The organism is Mycobacterium sp. MYCO198283, from assembly GCF_021213805.1.
Taxonomy (GTDB): Bacteria; Actinomycetota; Actinomycetes; order Mycobacteriales; family Mycobacteriaceae; genus Mycobacterium.
In genome coordinates this window covers 51,769-69,026 of sequence record NZ_JAJQJI010000006.1, presented here as the reverse complement: position 1 = coordinate 69,026, position 17,258 = coordinate 51,769, and the positions used below count along the sequence as shown (strand labels likewise).

General features: G+C 72.0%; 15 protein-coding genes and 1 pseudogene. 10 read left to right on the top strand and 6 right to left on the bottom strand.

Annotated elements, in window-relative coordinates; all coding sequences use genetic code 11:
* Positions 1 to 46 precede the first annotated feature (46 nt).
* Positions 47 to 1,360, bottom strand: coding sequence for an NAD(P)/FAD-dependent oxidoreductase (locus LV457_RS12835; RefSeq protein ID WP_232171564.1), 1,314 nt, complete (start codon positions 1,358 to 1,360; stop codon positions 47 to 49).
* 71 nt (positions 1,361 to 1,431) lie between these two features.
* Between LV457_RS12835 and LV457_RS12830 the strand changes: the two genes are divergently transcribed.
* The 7 genes from LV457_RS12830 to LV457_RS12800 all read left to right on the top strand — a co-directional run bounded on the left by LV457_RS12830 (position 1,432) and on the right by LV457_RS12800 (position 9,503).
* Complete coding sequence (locus tag LV457_RS12830; protein WP_232171563.1) at positions 1,432 to 2,178, top strand: hypothetical protein; 747 nt, start codon at positions 1,432 to 1,434, stop codon at positions 2,176 to 2,178.
* Between the two features lie 135 nt (positions 2,179 to 2,313).
* The gene (locus tag LV457_RS12825) at positions 2,314 to 3,327 is read left to right on the top strand and encodes an iron ABC transporter substrate-binding protein (protein WP_232171562.1); all 1,014 of its coding nucleotides are present in this window, start codon (positions 2,314 to 2,316) and stop codon (positions 3,325 to 3,327) included.
* Positions 3,328 to 4,899 carry an iron ABC transporter permease gene (locus tag LV457_RS12820; protein ID WP_232171561.1) on the top strand — a complete coding sequence of 524 codons (1,572 nt, stop codon included), beginning with the start codon at positions 3,328 to 3,330 and terminating at the stop codon, positions 4,897 to 4,899. It abuts the gene before it with no gap.
* Entirely contained in the window at positions 4,896 to 5,963 is a 1,068-nt protein-coding gene (locus LV457_RS12815; protein ID WP_232171560.1) for an ABC transporter ATP-binding protein, read from the top strand. The genes LV457_RS12820 and LV457_RS12815 overlap by 4 nt, the downstream gene beginning before the upstream one ends.
* Positions 5,964 to 5,967: 4 nt before the next feature.
* On the top strand, positions 5,968 to 8,487 hold the full coding sequence (locus LV457_RS12810; protein WP_232171559.1) for an AMP-binding protein: 2,520 nt from the start codon (positions 5,968 to 5,970) through the stop codon (positions 8,485 to 8,487).
* Positions 8,488 to 8,581: 94 nt separating this feature from the next.
* Positions 8,582 to 9,103 (top strand): DUF4383 domain-containing protein, encoded by a 522-nt coding sequence (locus LV457_RS12805; RefSeq protein WP_232171558.1) that lies wholly within the window; start codon positions 8,582 to 8,584, stop codon positions 9,101 to 9,103.
* Between the two features lie 58 nt (positions 9,104 to 9,161).
* Entirely contained in the window at positions 9,162 to 9,503 is a 342-nt protein-coding gene (locus tag LV457_RS12800; RefSeq protein WP_232171557.1) for a DUF3253 domain-containing protein, read from the top strand.
* An 8-nt stretch (positions 9,504 to 9,511) separates the two neighbouring features.
* Here LV457_RS12800 and LV457_RS12795 read toward each other — a convergent pair whose 3' ends face one another.
* Both LV457_RS12795 and LV457_RS12790 read right to left on the bottom strand, forming a co-directional pair.
* Entirely contained in the window at positions 9,512 to 9,946 is a 435-nt protein-coding gene (locus LV457_RS12795) for an SRPBCC family protein (protein ID WP_232171556.1), read from the bottom strand.
* Between the two features lie 34 nt (positions 9,947 to 9,980).
* Positions 9,981 to 10,838 (bottom strand): lysophospholipid acyltransferase family protein, encoded by an 858-nt coding sequence (locus LV457_RS12790; RefSeq protein ID WP_232171555.1) that lies wholly within the window; start codon positions 10,836 to 10,838, stop codon positions 9,981 to 9,983.
* A 70-nt stretch (positions 10,839 to 10,908) separates the two neighbouring features.
* On the opposite strand from LV457_RS12790, the gene LV457_RS12785 reads away from it, so the two are divergent.
* A complete protein-coding gene (locus LV457_RS12785) occupies positions 10,909 to 12,243 on the top strand; it encodes an MFS transporter (RefSeq protein WP_232171554.1) in 1,335 nt (444 codons plus the stop codon).
* A gap of 30 nt (positions 12,244 to 12,273) precedes the next feature.
* On the opposite strand, the gene LV457_RS12780 is transcribed toward LV457_RS12785, so the two are convergent.
* A complete protein-coding gene (locus LV457_RS12780) occupies positions 12,274 to 12,510 on the bottom strand; it encodes a CsbD family protein (RefSeq protein WP_232171553.1) in 237 nt (78 codons plus the stop codon).
* 137 nt (positions 12,511 to 12,647) lie between these two features.
* Between LV457_RS12780 and LV457_RS12775 the strand changes: the two genes are divergently transcribed.
* The gene (locus LV457_RS12775) at positions 12,648 to 14,300 is read left to right on the top strand and encodes an acyl-CoA synthetase (RefSeq protein WP_232171552.1); all 1,653 of its coding nucleotides are present in this window, start codon (positions 12,648 to 12,650) and stop codon (positions 14,298 to 14,300) included.
* Here LV457_RS12775 and LV457_RS12770 read toward each other — a convergent pair.
* Positions 14,297 to 15,187 carry a DMT family transporter gene (locus tag LV457_RS12770; RefSeq protein ID WP_232171551.1) on the bottom strand — a complete coding sequence of 297 codons (891 nt, stop codon included), beginning with the start codon at positions 15,185 to 15,187 and terminating at the stop codon, positions 14,297 to 14,299. The genes LV457_RS12775 and LV457_RS12770 overlap by 4 nt on opposite strands.
* Before the next feature lie 163 nt (positions 15,188 to 15,350).
* Here LV457_RS12770 and LV457_RS12765 point away from each other — a divergent pair, with 163 nt between their 5' ends.
* Positions 15,351 to 16,055: a DUF427 domain-containing protein gene (locus tag LV457_RS12765; RefSeq protein ID WP_232171550.1), complete on the top strand. Its 705-nt coding sequence runs from the start codon at positions 15,351 to 15,353 to the stop codon at positions 16,053 to 16,055.
* 17 nt (positions 16,056 to 16,072) lie between these two features.
* Here the strand turns inward: LV457_RS12765 and LV457_RS12760 are convergent.
* Positions 16,073 to 17,239 (bottom strand): annotated as a pseudogene (locus LV457_RS12760) (acyl-CoA dehydrogenase family protein); the annotation flags it as partial.
* Positions 17,240 to 17,258: the final 19 nt, after the last annotated feature.

Below are 17,258 nucleotides of genomic sequence, written 5' to 3'. Positions count from 1 at the left end.
GCCGGCAGCGTTCCCACTGCCGCGCGAAAGGAATCCTGGCGCGGGTTCAGGAGCTCTTGCGCAGCGGAATGCCTTCGCTCGCCGAGAACTCCGCGTCGTCCTCCGTCGACAGGCCGATGGAGACGATCGACCGGTCGAACACCGCGTCGGTGAGATACGCCAGCGACACCGCCCAGCGGTTGACCAGCCGCGGGATCGCGTAGACGTGGTAGGCGCGCGTGACCACCTTGGCCGGGAAGCCCTTCAGGTGCACGCCCAGCGGGTTGGCGACGGCGTAGCGCGGGCCGAGGTCCACCACCAACCCCATGTTTCGGTGCTTGTACTGCTTCACCGTGCCGTAGCCCAGGCTCGCGGCGACGTTGCGGGCGAGCACCTTGCCCTGGCGGGTGGCGTGCTGGGCGGTCGGCGGGGTGATCGCGCCGGGCTGGGTCAGGTCCGGCACGGCCGCGGCGTCACCGCCGGCGAACACGTCCGGATACTCCGGCAGCTGCAGCGACGTCGTGACCTTGAGCCGGCCCCGCTCGGTGTCGAGCCCGAGCGAGCCGATGAGCGGTGCGGCCGTGACCCCGGTGACCCACGCGACGGTGCGGGTGTCGACGCGGGAGTCGTCGCTGAGGATGACGTGGTCGGCGTGCACCTCCTTGAGCGTCACACCGAGCCGCACGTCGATGCCGCGGCTCTTGAGCAGTTGCATCGCGGCGTTGCCGAGCTTCTCGCCCACCTCGGGCATCACCTGCTCGGCGACGTCGAGCAGCAGGAACCGCACGTCGGCGGGATCGAAGCCGCTCTGCTTGGCGGCGGCGTCGGCCAGCGCCCGCAGCTGCACCGCCAGTTCGGTGCCCGAGTAGGACGCGCCGACCACCACGATGGTGCGCCGCGACCGCGCCAGGCCGGGATCGCTGTCCAGCGTCGCCAACTCCAGCTGGGCCAGCACGTGGTCGCGCAGGTACAACGCTTCCGCGGTGGTCTTGAGGCCGCGTGCATGTCTGTCCAGGCCTGGGATGTCGAAGAGCCGGGTGACCGAACCGGGCGTCAGCACCAGCCTGTCCCACCGCCGCTCGTGCACCCGCTGCTCCGGGTCGGTGAAGGTGACGGTGCGCCGGTCGAGGTCGACGCCGTCGACGCGGCCGCGGACGAACCGCACACCCCGCAGCGTGCCGGCGAGCGGAATGGTGACGAACCTGGCGTCGACCACGCCGCCCGCGACGTCGGGCAATAGCGGCGTGTAGAGCATGTAGTCGACCGGCGAGATGATCGTCACCTCGACGTCGTCGGCCCGGTGTTTGCGCAGGATCTTCGCCAATCGGCGCGCGCACTCGAACCCTGTGAAGCCACTTCCGACGATCACCACCGAGGTCATCGGGCTCACCTTACGCAGCCCACCGCCGCCGTGTGTGCCGGGCGCGGCCCGGTTCGGGGAAGATGAGCCCGATGACTCCCGCCGGACCGTTCGGTCGCTGGGACCGGCTGCGGCCGCTGGACACCCTCGGTGTGCTGTGGTCGGTGGCCGCGGCCGTGCCGCCGGTGCCGCAGGCCGCGGTGCTGGCTCATCACGCGCTGTTCGCCACCGCCCGCCGACTGTTGATCGGACGCCGCGTCACCCTCTGCCTCGACGACCGGGACCTGCGGCTCACGGTCACCGGCATCGAGGCGCGCTCGGCGAATCTTGCCGTCGGGCGGGTCGGCGAGGTGCGGGTGAGCGCCGCCGACATCTGCTGGGCGGGCGGCACGTTCACGGTCGGCAGCGCGGTGCTGCACGACGTGGTGCTGCGCCCGGGCATGCCGCCGGAGGTGCTGGCCGCCCCCGTCGAGCTCACGGCCGTGCTGGCCACCGACGCCCTCGACGGGCTGCTGCGGGGCGTGTCGCCACCCAGTGCGCTCACCGGCGACATCGACGAGCACGGCGTCGCCCGGCTGCGGTGGGCCCGCCGGCCGGCGTGGGGTGGGGTCGAGGTGGACGCCGAACTCGACGGGCCGATGCTGTGCCTGCGGGCCCGCGGTGTCACCGTCGGGCGGCGCCGGCTGCCGCTACCCCCGCGCGCACCGGCCTATCGGGTGCCGCTCCCCGAGCTGCCGCACGGGCTGCGGCTCACCGGCGTCGGCTTCTCCCCCGGCCTGCTCGAGCTCACCGGCGTGCTGCCGCGGTGGCGGGCGACGCTGCCGGGTCGGGGCGGCTGAGCGTCGGTACGTCCCCCCGCGCGCGACACCCACGACCGACCGCCCCGGCGGAGGACGGCGGACCCATCCCGCCGGGTATCTTCTTTTAGGTAAGACTTGGCTAAGCGCACTTCGGGCGCCGGAAGGACACAGGCGATGCGGGCACGGTGGGCAGCGGCGACAGCCGTGCTGGGACTGGTCATGACGCTCGGGCTCGGGGCGTGCTCGTCGAAAGACGGCGGCGACGAACTGCTGGTCTACGCCGCCCAGCACGAATCGCTGGTCAAGGAGTGGATCGACGCGTTCACCGCAGAAACCGGCATCAAGGTCGCCTACCGCAAGGGCGACGACACCGAGCTCGGCAACCAGCTGGTCGCGGAGGGCTCGTCGTCGCCGGCGGACGTGTTCCTCACCGAGAATTCGCCGGCCATGGCGGCCGTCGAGCGGGCCGGCCTGTTCGCGACGCTCGACGACGACACCGTCGCGCAGGTTCCGGCGCAGTACCGGCCCGCCACCAACAAGTGGACCGGCGCGGCGGCCCGCACCACGGTGTTCGTCTACAACACCACGAAGCTGCGGCCCGAGCAGCTGCCCAAATCGTTGCTGGACCTGCAGAACCCGCAGTGGAAGGGGCGTTGGGGCGCGCCGCCGACGAAGGCCGACTTCCAGGCGATCGTCGCCGCACTGCTGGAACTGCGGGGCGAGGCCGCGACCGCCGAATGGCTGGCTGCGATGAAGGGCGGCGCGGTGGCCTACCAGGACAACATCGCCACGCTGAAGGCCGTCAACAGCGGCGAGGTCGACGGCGGCGTCATCTACCACTACTACTGGTTCCGCGATCAGGCGAAGACTAAGGAGATCAGCGGCAACACCGCGCTGCACTACTTCCGCAACGAGGACCCGGGCGCGTTCGTCAGCATCTCCGGCGCCGGCGTGCTGCAGAGCAGCGACAAGAAGGAGCAGGCGCAGCAATTCGTGCGGTTCATCACCGGCCGGGCCGGTCAGGAGATCCTGCAGCAGGGCACCTCCTTCGAATACCCGGTCGGCAGCGGGGTTCCGGCGAACCCGGCGCTGGTGCCGCTCGACCAGCTGCAGGCGCCGGCGGTCAACCCCTCCTCGCTCGACGAGGCCAAGGTGACCGAGCTGATGACGCAGGCGGGACTGCTCTAAGTGGTCGCCCCGCCGCTCACCCGGCCGCGCGCACCGGCGCGGGCCGCCCGAGCGGGGCCGGTCGTGACGGTGACCGTGACCGTGCTGGTGGCGGCGACGCTGATCCCGCTCGGCTACATCGGGTGGGCGGTCGCCACCACGGGCACCGACCGCGCCGTCGCGCTGATCTTCCGGCCGCGGGTGGCCGAGCTGCTGACCAACACCGCCGCCCTCATCGCCGTGACGGTGCCGCTGTGCCTGGCCCTCGGCGTCGGCGCGGCGTGGCTCGTCGAGCGCACCGACCTGCCGGGGCGGCGCTGGTGGCGCCCGCTGTTCGTGGCGCCGCTGGCCGTTCCGGCGTTCGTCAACAGCTACGCCTGGGTGAGCGTCGTGCCGTCGCTGCACGGGCTCGTCGGCGGAGTCGTCGTCGCGACGCTGTCGTACTTCCCGCTCGCATACCTGCCCGCGCTCGCGGCGCTGCGGCGGCTCGACCCCGCGGTGGAGGAGTCCGGGCGCACGCTGGGGTCGGGTCCGGGTGCGGTGTTCCTCCGCATCGTGCTGCCGCAGCTGCGGCTGGCCATTCTCGGCGCGGCGCTGCTCATCGCGCTGCACCTGATGGCCGAATACGGCGCCTTTGCGATGTTGCGCTTCGACACCTTCACCACCGCGATCTTCCAGCAGTTCCAGGCCACGTTCGACGGTGCCGCCGGGAGCATGCTCGCCGGTGTGCTGGTGCTGTGCTGCCTGGCGCTGCTGCTCGTCGAGGCGGTGGTGCGCGGCGGTGCCCGCTATGCGCGCATCGGCTCCGGGGCGGCGCGCGCCGCGACCGTCGTCGCGCTGGGCCGCTGGCGGTTGCCCGCACTGGCCGCGGCCGCCGGGCTCGCGGCGCTGGCCCTCGGAGTGCCGGTCTGGACGCTGGCGCGCTGGCTGGTGCTGGGCGGACGTGCGGTGTGGGAGCCGGCGGCGGTCGGATCGGCCCTGGCGCAGACGCTGGTGCTCGCGGCGACCGCGGCCGGTGTCGCGACGGCGATGGCGTTCCCCGTCGCCTGGGTCGCGGTGCGGCATCGCGGTCCGCTGGCGCGTCTGGTCGAGGGCGCCAACTTCGTCACCAGCTCGCTGCCCGGCATCGTCATCGCGCTGGCACTGGTCACCGTGGCCATCCGGTGGGCACCCCCGCTCTACCAGACGGTGGGCATCGTGGTCGCGGCCTACGTGCTGATGTTCCTGCCCCGCGCGCTGGTCAGCGTTCGCTCGGGCCTCGCGCAGGTGCCGATCGGGCTGGAGGAGGCGTCGCGGTCGCTCGGCGCCACCGCCGCCGAGACGTTCCTGCGGGTGACGCTGCGGCTCGCGGCGCCCGCCGCCGCGGCCGGCGCCTCGCTGGTCTTCGTCGCGGTGGCCACCGAGCTGACGGCGACGCTGCTGTTGGCGCCCACCGGCACCGACACCCTGGCGATGAAGTTCTGGACCTTCAGCAGTGAACTCGACTACGCGGCCGCCGCGCCGTACGCGCTGGTGATGGTCGTGCTGGCGATCCCGGTGACGCTGGTGCTGCTGCACCAGTCGACGCGCGAGGCGGGGGTGAGCGACCGATGACCGATGTGCTGCAGGTCGACGGGCTGCTCAAGTGGTTCGGCGACCACCGCGTGCTGGCCGGCGTCGACCTCGCCGTGCCGGCCGGCACCATCACGGCGGTCGTCGGCGCATCGGGCTGCGGCAAGACCACCCTGCTGCGGGTCGTCGCGGGGTTCGAGAAGCCCGACGCCGGCACCGTGCGCATCGCCGGTCGCGAGGTGGCCGGGCCGCGTTCGGCCGTCGCGCCGCACCGCCGCGGGGTCGGCTACGTCGCGCAGGACGGCGCTCTCTTCCCGCACCTGACGGCCGGGCAGAACATCGCCTACGGCCTGCGGGGCGGCGGCGCGGCCACCGGGGCCCGGGTGGCCGAACTGCTCGACATGGTGTCGCTCGACGCGTCCTTCGCCGCGCGGCGCCCGCACGAGCTCTCCGGCGGCCAACAGCAGCGGGTTGCGCTCGCCCGAGCGCTGGCGCGCCAGCCGAAGCTGATGTTGCTCGATGAGCCGTTCAGCGCACTGGACACCGGGCTGCGGGCCGCCACCCGCAAGACCGTCGCCCGCACGCTCGCCGAAGCCGGCGTCACCGCGCTGCTGGTCACCCACGATCAGGAGGAGGCGTTCGCCATCGCCGACCAGGTGGCCGTGATGCGCGACGGCGCGTTCGTGCAGGTCGGCACCCCGCAGCAGGTGTATCGCGAACCCGCCGACCGCCGCACCGCCGAATTCCTGGGCGAATGCGTCTTCCTCGCCGGTCAGGTCGGCGGCGGCGTGGCCGACACCGTGCTCGGTCGCATCCCCGTCCCCGGGGGGCACCGCGGTGCGGCCACGGTGCTGCTGCGCCCCGAGCAGCTCACCGCCATCGAGGTCGCCGACACCGACCGCGAGGCCGGCACGGGCACCGTCGTCGCCGCCGAGTTCCTGGGCTCCGACGTGCTACTCACCGTCACCCCCCACGGCGGGGAATCGCCCGTCACCATCCGGCAGGCCAGCATCGACGCCCCGCCGGTCGACGCGAAGGTCCGGATCGAGGTGCGCGGCAGCGGGGTCGTCGTCTCCGACGAGGCCTCGGCCGCCGGGATGGGGTGACGCGATGGGTGAGGTGATCGATCACCTGCACCGCTTCGCGGCGGCCCCGGCGGTGTTCACCGCCGACGCCATCCTGAGCTACCGCGACCTGGCCGACCGGGTCGCCACCGCGGCGGACACCATCGGCGGCGAACGGCGGCTGGTGATGCTGCCGGGCCGCAACGACATCGCGACGCTGACGGCCTACCTCGCGGCGCTGGACGGCGGTCACGTGGTCATGCCGGTCCCCGCCGACGGCGACCACGCCGCCGTCGTCGCCACCTACGATCCCGACGCGGTCGTCGTGGCCGGCCGCTTCGAGCTGCGGCGCCGCCACAGCGCGCACCGGCCGCATCCCGACCTGCGCCTGCTGCTGAGCACGTCGGGCAGCACCGGCTCGGCGAAGATGGTGCGGCTGTCGCGGCAGAACCTGATCGCCAACGCCGCCGCCATCGCCGAGTACCTCGACATCCGGGCGTCCGACCGCGCGGCGACGACGCTGCCGATGTCCTACTGCTACGGGCTGTCGGTGGTGCACAGCCATCTGCTGCGGGGCGGGGGCCTGATCCTCACCGAGCTCTCCGTCGTCGACGACGACTTCTGGCAGGTGTTCACCGCCGCCGGCGGCACCACCTTCCCCGGTGTCCCCTACACCTTCGAACTGCTGGAGCGCATCGGCTTCGACGGGTCGGCGACCCCGCGGCTGCGCTACCTCACGCAGGCCGGCGGCCGACTGCCCGCCGACCGGGTGCAGCGGTGGGCCGAGGTCGGTGAGCGGCACGGCTGGCAGTTGGTGGTGATGTACGGCGCCACCGAGGCGACGGCGCGGATGGCCTACCTGCCGCCCGAACTCGCCCGCCGCCGGCCGCAGGCGATCGGCCGGCCCATCCCCGGCGGCCGCTTCCGCCTAGCCCCGCTGCCCGACTGGCCGGCCGACACCGGCGAGCTGGTCTACGCCGGGCCGAACGTGATGATGGGCTACGCCGACGGCCCGGCCGATCTGGCGTCGGGGCGGCTCGTCGACGAACTGCGCACCGGTGACATCGCCCGCCGCGGCGACGACGGGCTGTACGAGATCGTCGGCCGTGCCAACCGGTTCGCGAAGCTCTTCGGGTTGCGCGTCGACCTGCAGCGGGTCGAGAACGCGTTGGCCGCCCACGGCATGCCCGCACTGTGCGCCGGAACCGACGACGCGCTGTGCGTTGCGGTGGCCGGGGAATGCGATACCGGCGCCGTCCGGGAGACTGCCGCCCGTGTCGCCGGCGTCCCGGCCGCGGCGGTGCTGGTGGCCCCGGTGCCGGACCTGCCGCGGCTGCCGTCCGGAAAGCCCGACTACCCGCGCGTCGCCGCGCTCGCCGCCGCGGCACCCGCAGCAGCAGCGGCGCCGTCCGACGACATCGCCGAGCTGTTCGCCGAGGTGCTGCACCTACCCCGCGCCGTCGTGACGCCTGGGAGCACGTTCGTGGCACTAGGCGGCAATTCGCTGTCCTACGTGGCGATGTCGGTCCGCCTCGAACGGCTGCTCGGTGCGCTTCCGACCGATTGGCCGCGGCTGCCGGTGTCAGACCTGCAGCGTCACCGCCGGCCCCGGTCCCGGTTCCGGACGAGCTGCGAGACCAGCGTCGTGCTCCGCGCGGCCGCCATCGTGCTGATCGTCGTCTCGCATGCGGAGCTGGCCGAGGTCTGGGGCGGCGCCCACATCCTGCTCGGCGTGGCGGGCTACAACTTCGGCCGGTTCTGCCTGACCCCGCTGCCGCGGCGCAGTCGGCTGCGCCACCTGCGGGCCACGATCGGCTGGATCGCCGGGCCCGCGGTGGCCTGGGTGGCCGTCGCGCTCGTCGTCACCGACGACTACCAGCTGTCGAACCTGCTGCTGGCCAACAAGTTCCTCGGCCCGCACGACAGCATGACGGCGGGCCGGCTGTGGTTCGTCGAAGTGCTCGTCTGGACACTGCTGCTGCTGGCCGCCGTGCTGTGGATGCCCGTCGCCGACCGCTGGGAGCGGCGGCGCCCGTTCGGGTTCGCGCTCGTCGCGCTGGCGGTCGCGGTCGCGCTGCGTTACGACGTCCTCGGGCTGCACCTGGGGTACGGCGCCTGGTTCACGATGCTGGCGGGCTGGTTCTTCGCCGTCGGCTGGGCCGCATCCAAGGCGACCAGCCACTGGCAGCGCGTGCTGGTTAGCGCCGTCCTGCTGACCTGCCTCGTCGGCTACTTCGACGAGCTGCAGCGGGCGGTCATCGTCGGTGCCGGGCTGCTGCTGCTGATCTGGGTTCCGGCGATCCGGTGCCCGGCGGGTGTCGCGGTGGTCGCCGGCGCGCTGGCCGAGGCATCGCTGTACACCTACCTCACGCACTTCCAGGTGTATGCGCTGTTCGACGGCCACCCACTTCCCGGGGTGCTCACGTCGCTGGTCGTCGGTGTCTCGGTGACCTATCTCGTGACGATGATTCGCCGTTGGTGGCGCCGACACCGGCCCGCGCCGCCGCTGACCAGCGAAGATCGCGGCTCCACCGTGCCCGCGCGGTCCGGCCGATCGGCCGGCTGACGGCGAGCGTCGCAGGTTTGCCTGCCGCCCGTCGGGGTATTTCGGCCCCGCGGACGGTTGACCGTCGGCGCCACATTTCTCGAAAGGGCCTGACATGACAACAGCGAGACCGGGCGATGTGCGTGGCGGTTCGTACGCACACCGCACCCCTGTGCAGACGGCGGCGCTTGCCGTGGCCGCCACCTTCCTGCTCGTCGGGATCCTCGGGTTCATCCCGGGCATCACCAAGGACGTCGGCGGCATCACGTTCCTCGGCGACGGCTCCGACGCCCACCTGCTCGGCATCTTCCACGTGTCGATCCTGCACAACATCGTGCACCTGCTGTTCGGTGCCGCCGGGCTGGCGCTGGCGCGGACCTTCAAGGGCGCCAAGAATTTCCTGATCGTCGGCGGCGCCATCTACCTGGTGCTGTTCCTCTACGGCCTGGCGGTCGCCAACAAGGACACCAGCGCCAACTTCGTGCCGCTGAACACCGCCGACAACTGGCTGCACCTGGTGCTGGCCATCGGCATGATCGCGCTCGGCGTGCTGCTGGGCCGAGACGCCGTCCACTCCGGCACCGGCGCGCTGAACTCGCCGGGACCCACCGGCGGCAGCCGCCCCCGCCAGGGCTGACGAACCGCGCGATGCGGGCCGCGGAACCTCTCCGGGGCCCGCATCGCCGACGTCGCCGATGACGCCACGACGAGAACTGCAGCGCGCCGCCGGCTCGGACGGTCCGGCCGCGGCCTTCGCCGCCGCCGCATTGGGAGACGGACCCCCGGCCGCCCGGTTGCCCGACGCGATCCGCGCGCTCGTCCTGCACCGCGGACCCGGCAGCAGCATCTGCCCGTCCGATGCCGCCCGCGCGGTGGGCGGCGACTCCTGGCGCGAATTGATGGCCCCGGCCCGCGAGGCCGCCGCCGACCTCGCCCGCGCCGGCTCGGTCGACATCACCCAGGGCGGCGAGCCCGTGGACCCCGACGGCCCGTGGCGCGGCCCGATCCGCATCCGGCAACGGCCGTCGACCCGCTAGCGAGCGAGTTAGTGCTCGACGATCTCGCGCAGGTTGCGCAGGCTCAGCGCGAGTACGCGGCCCACTTCACGCGCGGCGAGCCAGTCGGCGATCACCCCGAGGAGCCCGCCCGGCGCCTGGTAGGACAGCCGGAAGGTGACACAGGTGCCGCGATCGCCCTGACTGCGCAGCCGGAAGCGGCCCCGCTGCGTCACACCGGTGATGCTGGTCCAGGCCAGATCGCGCGGCTCGTCGAACTCGACCACTTCGACGACACCGCCGACGGGCGCCGAGCCCACCTTCCAGTGCACGGTGTAGCGGGAGCCGATGCCGGCGGGTCCCTCGCTCATCGTCTCCCAGCGCTCCAAGTTCGCCATGAAGTCCGGATAGGAGTCGGGATTGGAGACGGTCTTCCAGATCGCTTCGGGGCTGGCCTTCATGACGAGCCGGCGTTCGACGAGCATCAGGAATCCCTCTCCTTCGCGCAAGGTCTCACGATCAGCCGATCACCGGGAAACGTCGCTCCGCCGCCAGCCGGTCCACCGCGGCCTGCAAACTGGCGAGCACCTTATCGTTGATGACGTCGTCGTCGCTGTTGGCGATGTCGTCGGCGTCGATCGGGTCCTGCACCTCGATGACGATCTTCGTGGGCAGCGGAAGCCGCGGCACCATGTCGCTGATCGCCAGCCCCCACGGCGGCGCCAACAGGATCGGCACGCTCTTGAGCCGCGCCAGCTTGTCCACCCTCAGCAGCTTCGCCAGCCACTGGCCGCGGTCCAAGAACAGCGCCGCTTCCTGACCGCCGACGGCGGCGACCGGAACGATCGGCACGCCGGCTTCCCGAGCGAGCTTGACGTACCCCTTGCGGCCGCCGAAGTCGACCTTGTGGCGCTCCCACGACGGGCGGAACACCTCGTAGTCGCCGCCGGGGTACACCAGCAGCGCGGCCCCCGACTGCAGCGCCAGTCGCGCGTTGTCGTGATTGGCCGCGACGGTGCCGAACTTGCGCAGCGACCCGAGCCCCGGCATCGACACCACAAGGTTGTGCGCGAGCTGGTAGAACGGCCGCTCGACGCCGAAGTACGAGCTGAATGCCAGGGTGAAGACGAAGGTGTCCGGCGGCAGGTTCCCACCGCTGTGGTTGCCGACCAGCAGCACCGGGCCCTCCTTGGGGATGCGCTCCATGCCGCGGACGTCGGCCCGGAAATACAGCGACGCCAGCAACCAGAGCCCGGTCAACTGGTCGCGGATGTAATCAGGATCACGTTGATCGAGGTCGGCGCGGGGCACCCGGGACGTCAACCGCTCCCGGGCCGACTGGAGCACGCCTTCCGCGATCCCACCGAGGCTGGCCATGTCTGCGGGCGTAACCCGTCTTCACCCAGCTCAAACGTGGCGGCGCCGCCGGGATGGGTATCCCCCGCCCATGACTGATCGGACGGACACGCAGGGCGTCGGCCGCGAGGAGCCCGACGCCGCCACGATGCGCCGCGCGGTGACGGGCGCCGCGATCGGCAACGCCGTCGAATGGTTCGACTTCGCGATCTACGGGTTCCTGGCCACCTACGTCGCCGCCAAGTTCTTTCCCTCGCAGCACGAGACGGCGTCGCTGCTGAGCACGTTCGCCGTGTTCGCCGCGGCGTTCTTCATGCGGCCGCTCGGCGGTTATGTGTTCGGCCCGCTGGGCGACCGTATCGGGCGGCAACGGGTGCTGGCGCTGGTCATCCTGCTGATGTCGGGATCGACGCTGGCGATCGGGCTGCTGCCCACCTACGCCGCCGTCGGCGTCGCCGCCCCGGTCCTGCTGGTGCTGCTGCGCTGCCTGCAGGGCTTCTCGGCCGGCGGCGAGTACGGCGGCGGCGCCTGCTACCTCGCGGAGTTCGCGCCCGACCAGCGGCGAGGGTTCATCGTCGCGTTCCTGGTGTGGTCGGTCGTGGTGGGGTTCCTGCTCGGCGCGATCACCGTGACGCTGCTGGAGGCGCGGCTGTCCGACGACGCGATGAACTCCTACGGCTGGCGGATCCCGTTCCTCATGGCGGGGCTGCTCGGCGGTGTCGGGCTCTACATCCGGCTCAAGCTGCGCGACACCCCGGAGTTCGAGGCGCTGCGCGAATCGGGCGACGTCGCGCCGTCGCCGCTCAAGGAGGCCGTCACCACGGCGTGGCGGCCCATCCTGCAGATCGGCGGCCTGGTCGTCGTCCACAACGTCGGCTACTACGTCGTCTTCACGTTCCTGCCGACCTACTTCACCGAGACGCTCGGGTACAGCAAGACCGACGCCTTCTTCTCGGTGTCGCTGGCCAGCGTGGTCGCGCTGATCCTCATCCTCCCGCTGGGGGCGTTGTCGGACCGGATCGGCCGCCGCCCGCTGCTGCTTGCCGGCTCGGCGATGTTCGCGGTCTTCAGCTATCCGATTTTCTTGCTGCTCACCTCCGGGTCGCTGGCCGCGGCGGTCGCCGGCCACGTCGGGCTGGCGGCCATCGAGTCGGTGTTCGTCTCCGCCTCGCTGGCCGCCGGCGCCGAACTCTTCTCCACCCGCCTGCGCTACAGCGGCTACTCGATCGGCTACAACACCTCGATCGCGCTCTTCGGCGGCACCACTCCGTACATCGCGACCTGGCTGGTCGATCAGACCGGCAGCGACGTCGCGCCGTCGTACTACCTCGTCGTCGCGGCGGTCGTCACGCTGCTGACGGTGCTCACCATGCGGGAGACGGCAAGACGCCCACTGCCGCGCACCGAGACACCCGCGCCGGCCTGAACCGCCGCGGGCGCATCCCCGCGGTGTCGCCTACTGCTGCTCCGCCTTTTCCCGCTCCTCGGCGGCCTTGGCGGCGGCGCGGGCCGACTCGGCCTCCACCTCGCGTGCGGCGGCGGAGCGCTGGGCGTCGGCCTTGTCCTGCTGCGCCTGGCCCTCACGCTGCAGGTCCTCGCGGCCGGTGACCTTGCCGATCGCCTCCTTCGCCGCGCCCTTCACGCCTTCGACGACGCCCCGGACTGCTTCCTGGGGTGCGCTGTTGTCCGCCATTGCCCGCTGCCTTCCTGTTGGTTGCGACCGATCGTGCGTCGTATTGCCCACGGCCGTCATCGCCAAACGGACCCGCCGCCGCCATAGCTCACAGCGTGTCAACTAATGTGATCGGCCAGCAGGACGTCAGGAGGCGCATGAGCACCGGTTTCACGCTGTCCGGGGTGTTCGCCGCGGTCGCGCGCGCCGTCGCAGACCAGCCGTTCATCGTGTGGCGCGACCGCCGGCTCAGTTACGCCGAGGTCGACGCGCGGGTCGACGGCGTGGCGCGCTACCTGGCGTCGCGCGGGCTGGGCTGCCACACCGAGCGCGACCAGCTCGCGGGCCACGAGTCCGGCCAGGACCACGTCGGGCTCTACCTGCGCAACGGCAACGAGTACCTCGAGGCGATGATCGCCGGGTATCGCGCCCGGGTCGCGCCCTTCAACGTCAGCTACCGCTACGTCGAAGAGGAACTGCGCTACCTGCTGACCGACTCGCGCGCCCGCGCGCTGGTGTACAACGCGGAGTTCGCGCCCCGGGTGGCGGCCGTCCGCGACCAGCTTCCGCAGCTGGAGGTGTTGATCCAGGTCGCCGACGGCTCCGGCAACGCGCTGCTGCCGGGGGCCGTCGACTACGAGTCGATCGTGACGACGCCGCCGCCGGCCGGCGGACTTCCCGACGCCCGCCCCGACGACCTGTTCATCCTCTACACCGGCGGCACCACCGGCATGCCCAAAGGGGTGCTCTGGCGCCAGCACGACATCTTCGTGTCCTCCATGGGCGGCCGGCCGTTCGGCAGCGAACAGGCGCACGAGAGTTACGACGCCATCGCCGAGCAAGCCCGGCAGGGCGGCGGGGCCATGTCGCTGCTGATGATCCCGCCGTTCATGCACGGCGCCGCGCAGTGGGCGGCCTTCCACGCGATCACCATGGGCGGCCGGCTCGTCATCCCCGACGACGTCGAGCGGCTGCGGCCGGCCGAGGTGCTGCGGCTCGCCGAGCGGGAGCGGGTGATGAGCATCCCGGTCGTCGGCGACGCCATCGCCCGGCCGCTGGTCGACGAGATCGAGCGCGGCGACTACGACCTGTCCGGGCTCATCACCATCAGCAACGGCGGAGCCCCGCTGTCGCCGACGGTGCGCGAGCGGATACTCGCCGCGCTCCCCCACATCATGTTGATCGACGCGGTGGGCGCATCGGAGTCCGGCATGCAGATGAACACCGTCGCGGCCAGCGGCGCACCGCCGGCCACCGCCACCTTCACCCCTGGCTCCGACACCGCGGTCGTCGCCGAGGATTTCAGCCGGGTACTGCGGCCCGGCGAGGGTGAGGGCTGGCTCGCCCGGCGCCACCTCATCCCGCTCGGCTACCTCGGCGACGCCGCGAAGACCGCCCGGACGTTTCCGGTGATCGACGGCGAACGGTGGTCGGTACCCGGTGACCGCGCGGTCATCCTCGACGACGGCCGCATCACGCTGCTCGGCCGCGACTCGGTGACCGTCAACTCCGGCGGCGAGAAGATCTTCGTCGAGGAGGTCGAACGCGCCATCGCCGCCCATCCCGCGGTGTACGACGTGGTGGTGGTCGGCCGGCCCAGCGAACGCTGGGGCAGCGAGGTCGTCGCCATCGTGCAGTTCGCCGACGGCGCCACGGCGTCCGACGACGAGCTCGTCGAGGTGTGCCGCAGCCGCATCGCCCGTTACAAGATCCCCAAGGCGTTCATCCGCACCGACAAGGTGACCCGCTCACCGGCGGGTAAGGCCGATTACCGCTGGGCCAAGGACGTGGCCGTCCGCGCCGCCGGCTAGCTGCGCTTCTCCACTATCGCCTCCAGCCGCTCCTCGTGCGCGCCCTCACCCCAGCCGAGGGCGATGGTGGCGGCGGTCATCGCGGCGATCGTGGCTCCCAGCACGATCGGCTGCAGCCCTTCGAAGATCAGGTGTTCGCCGAGCATCAGCGCACCCAGCCCGACGGCGACCACCGGCTCGAGCACCAGCATCGTCGGGACCGACGCCTGCAGCTTCCCGGCATGGAACGCCGACTGCTGCAGCAGCGTGCCGATCACCGAGGCACACAGCAGCACCGGTAGGGCCGGCGTGATCAGCCAGCCCAGCCCGCTGCCGGACGTGACGGCGTGCATGACGATCTTGGTGAGCACCGCGATCGCCCCGAACAGCACGCCGACGGCGATCGCGAGCAGCTCGGCGCGGATCCAGCCGTCGGCCCGCAGCGCCAGCGCCACACAGCCGACCACGAACGCCGAGCAGAGCACCACGGCGGTGAACAACGCTCGCAGCGACACCTCGTAGTCGCCGGGTTCGGTGCGCGCGACGAGCACGAACACCGCCAACGAGATGGTCAGCAGCCCCGCCCACGCCCAGTCCACCCGCGTCACCGCGCGGTTGCTCAGGCGCGCGCTGAGCGGGAGGGCGAACAGCAGCGCCGACACCAGGAGCGGCTGCACCAGGATCAGCGAGCCGTACGCCAGCGCCAACGCCTGGAAGGCGTAGCCCGCCACCGCGGAGCCGGTGCCCGCCCACCAGAGCTTGCTGCGCAGCAGGGAGCGGAACATCGTGGCGCTCACGCCCTTGTCGGCGGGCACATCCAGGGTCGCTCGCTGCCGCACCACGATCCCGACGGCCGCGAACACCGCGGCGAGCAAGGCGGCGGCCACCACCAGGGCGTGGGTCAGCACGTCGCGAGGTCCTTCCGTCCGTCCGTCCGTCGGTGGTTCCGGCGTCAACCGTAGACGCCCGCGGCGCGGTAGCCCGGTCAGGTGCGGCGGTCACCGCCGCTCGACGTGACACCGCGCACGTCTTTCGTAAACTCGGTCTGGTCGCCGATGCGAGGAGTGTGCGATGACGCTGACCGCCGGTCGCGGCCCCCTGAGCGCCGACCCCCTGGGCTGGTTCAGCCCGCCCCTGGCGCGTGATGCGGTGTTCGTCGAGCCGCACCCGCGCCGCGTGCAGGCGCTGCGCGACGGCCGACCGGTCATCGACACGGAGGCCGCGCTGCTCGTGCACCGCCGCGGCAGTCCGCTCACCTACGCGTTCCCGTCCGACGTGGTGGCCGACCTGCCGAGCACGCCGGTCGCCGAGGCGCCGGGTTACGCCGCGGTGCCCTGGGACGCCGTCGACAGCTGGCTCGAGGAGGGCCGCGAACTGGTGCACTATCCGCCGAACCCCTATCACCGGGTGGATTGCCGGCCGACGCGGCGCGGCTTGCGGGTGAGCGCGGCGGGCACGCTGCTGGTCGACACCACCGACACGGTCATCCTGTTCGAGACCAGCCTGGCGCCACGGCTCTACGTCGACCCGGCGCAGGTGCGTGCCGACCTGCTGCAACCCACCGCCACCAGCACCTACTGCAACTACAAGGGCTGGGCCACCTACTACGCCGTGGCGGTCGGCGGCGTGACCGTCGAGGACGCGGCGTGGAGCTACGACGATCCGCTGCCGGAATCACTGCCGATCAAGGGCCTGCTCAGCTTCGACGCCACCCGGGTCGACGTGCTCGCCGAGCTGCCGTCGGCGGATCCGGCGGCCTGCGGCTGCGACGCCTGACGGGTGGTCGGGGCGGCGTACGCGGGGCGACCCAGCCCGAGGACGTGCTCGGCGATCATGTTGCGGAACACCTCCAGGGTGCCGCCGTAGATGCCGGTCGGCACCGCCAGCCGGAACACGTACTCGGCGGCGCCGTCGTCGACCGCACCCGCGGTGTCGGTCGGCAGGGCCGCCGCGGCGCCCAACAGGTTCATGAGCTCAGGCGCCACCTCCCGCATGGTCGTCGCGATCGCCACCCGACCGAACATGCCCGCGGTGGACAGCGCCGCCTCGGTCCGTGCGACGGCGCGGCCCAGCCGATAGGCCACCGAGCCGTCGTCGACGCGGCGGTGACCGTCGCCCGCCGGGGTGCCGAGGATGCCCGCGGCGGTGTCCAGCGCCTCCGCCAACAGCTGCACCTGCTCGGTCATGGTCGCGAGCCGCTGCAGGCCCTGCGCATCCCGCTCGACGACGCCGTGTTCGGCGTTGAGGGCGCCGCGCAGCACCGTCCAGCCGCCGTTGACCTCGCCGAGCCGGTAGCGGTCGGGAACCCGGACGTCGGTGTAGTACACGATGTTGGTCCGGTCGCCGTCGACGGTCCGGAGGCCCTGGATCTCGATGCCCGGGCTGTCGAGCGGCACCAGGAACATCGTCAGGTTGCGATGCTTGGGCGCGGCGGGGTCGGTGTTGGTCAGCAGGAAGACGTACCGGCTGTGGTGGGCGTTCGAGGTGAACATCTTCGCGCCGTTGATGAGCCAGTCGTCGCCGTCGCGGACCGCGCGGGTCTTGCAGGTGGCGACGTCGGATCCGCCGTCGGGTTCGGTGAAGCCGAGGCACATCCGGGTCTCGCCGCGCAGCACGCCGGGCAGCACGTCCTCGCGCAGGTCCGGAGAACCGAACCGGGCGACGCTCGTGGCGACCATCGCCGTCGTCGGCCAGTGAAACCACGGCGCATGCGCCCGGCCGAGCTCGAGGTCGAGGATGCGTCGGCGCACCGCGCTGAAGCCGCCCGCGCCGGCCGGTGTCCAGTCGCCGCGCAGGTAGCCGGCGTCACCCATCGCGACATGGAGACCCTCGTCGAAGTTGTCGCCGGTGAGACGGTCGCGGCGCCGCACGTCGTCGGTGACGTGGCGGGCGAGGAAGTCGCGCAGCTCCTGCCGGAAGCGCTGGTCGTCGTCGGTCAGTGCGACGCGAGAGAAGTCCACGGCACCGCATCCCTTCGTC

What these genes read in the sequence shown, in the direction of transcription:
- LV457_RS12835 (WP_232171564.1), bottom strand. Translation starts at nt 1,360, where the DNA reads ATGACCTCGGTGGTGATCGTCGGAAGTGGCTTCACAGGGTTCGAGTGC.
- LV457_RS12805 (WP_232171558.1), top strand. Translation starts at nt 8,582, where the DNA reads ATGACAACAGCGAGACCGGGCGATGTGCGTGGCGGTTCGTACGCACAC.
- LV457_RS12800 (WP_232171557.1), top strand. Translation starts at nt 9,162, where the DNA reads ATGACGCCACGACGAGAACTGCAGCGCGCCGCCGGCTCGGACGGTCCG.
- LV457_RS12775 (WP_232171552.1), top strand. Translation starts at nt 12,648, where the DNA reads ATGAGCACCGGTTTCACGCTGTCCGGGGTGTTCGCCGCGGTCGCGCGC.
- LV457_RS12780 (WP_232171553.1), bottom strand. Translation starts at nt 12,510, where the DNA reads ATGGCGGACAACAGCGCACCCCAGGAAGCAGTCCGGGGCGTCGTCGAA.
- LV457_RS12810 (WP_232171559.1), top strand. Translation starts at nt 5,968, where the DNA reads ATGGGTGAGGTGATCGATCACCTGCACCGCTTCGCGGCGGCCCCGGCG.
- LV457_RS12815 (WP_232171560.1), top strand. Translation starts at nt 4,896, where the DNA reads ATGACCGATGTGCTGCAGGTCGACGGGCTGCTCAAGTGGTTCGGCGAC.
- LV457_RS12785 (WP_232171554.1), top strand. Translation starts at nt 10,909, where the DNA reads ATGACTGATCGGACGGACACGCAGGGCGTCGGCCGCGAGGAGCCCGAC.
- LV457_RS12825 (WP_232171562.1), top strand. Translation starts at nt 2,314, where the DNA reads ATGCGGGCACGGTGGGCAGCGGCGACAGCCGTGCTGGGACTGGTCATG.
- LV457_RS12830 (WP_232171563.1), top strand. Translation starts at nt 1,432, where the DNA reads ATGACTCCCGCCGGACCGTTCGGTCGCTGGGACCGGCTGCGGCCGCTG.
- LV457_RS12765 (WP_232171550.1), top strand. Translation starts at nt 15,351, where the DNA reads ATGACGCTGACCGCCGGTCGCGGCCCCCTGAGCGCCGACCCCCTGGGC.
- LV457_RS12795 (WP_232171556.1), bottom strand. Translation starts at nt 9,946, where the DNA reads ATGCTCGTCGAACGCCGGCTCGTCATGAAGGCCAGCCCCGAAGCGATC.
- LV457_RS12790 (WP_232171555.1), bottom strand. Translation starts at nt 10,838, where the DNA reads ATGGCCAGCCTCGGTGGGATCGCGGAAGGCGTGCTCCAGTCGGCCCGG.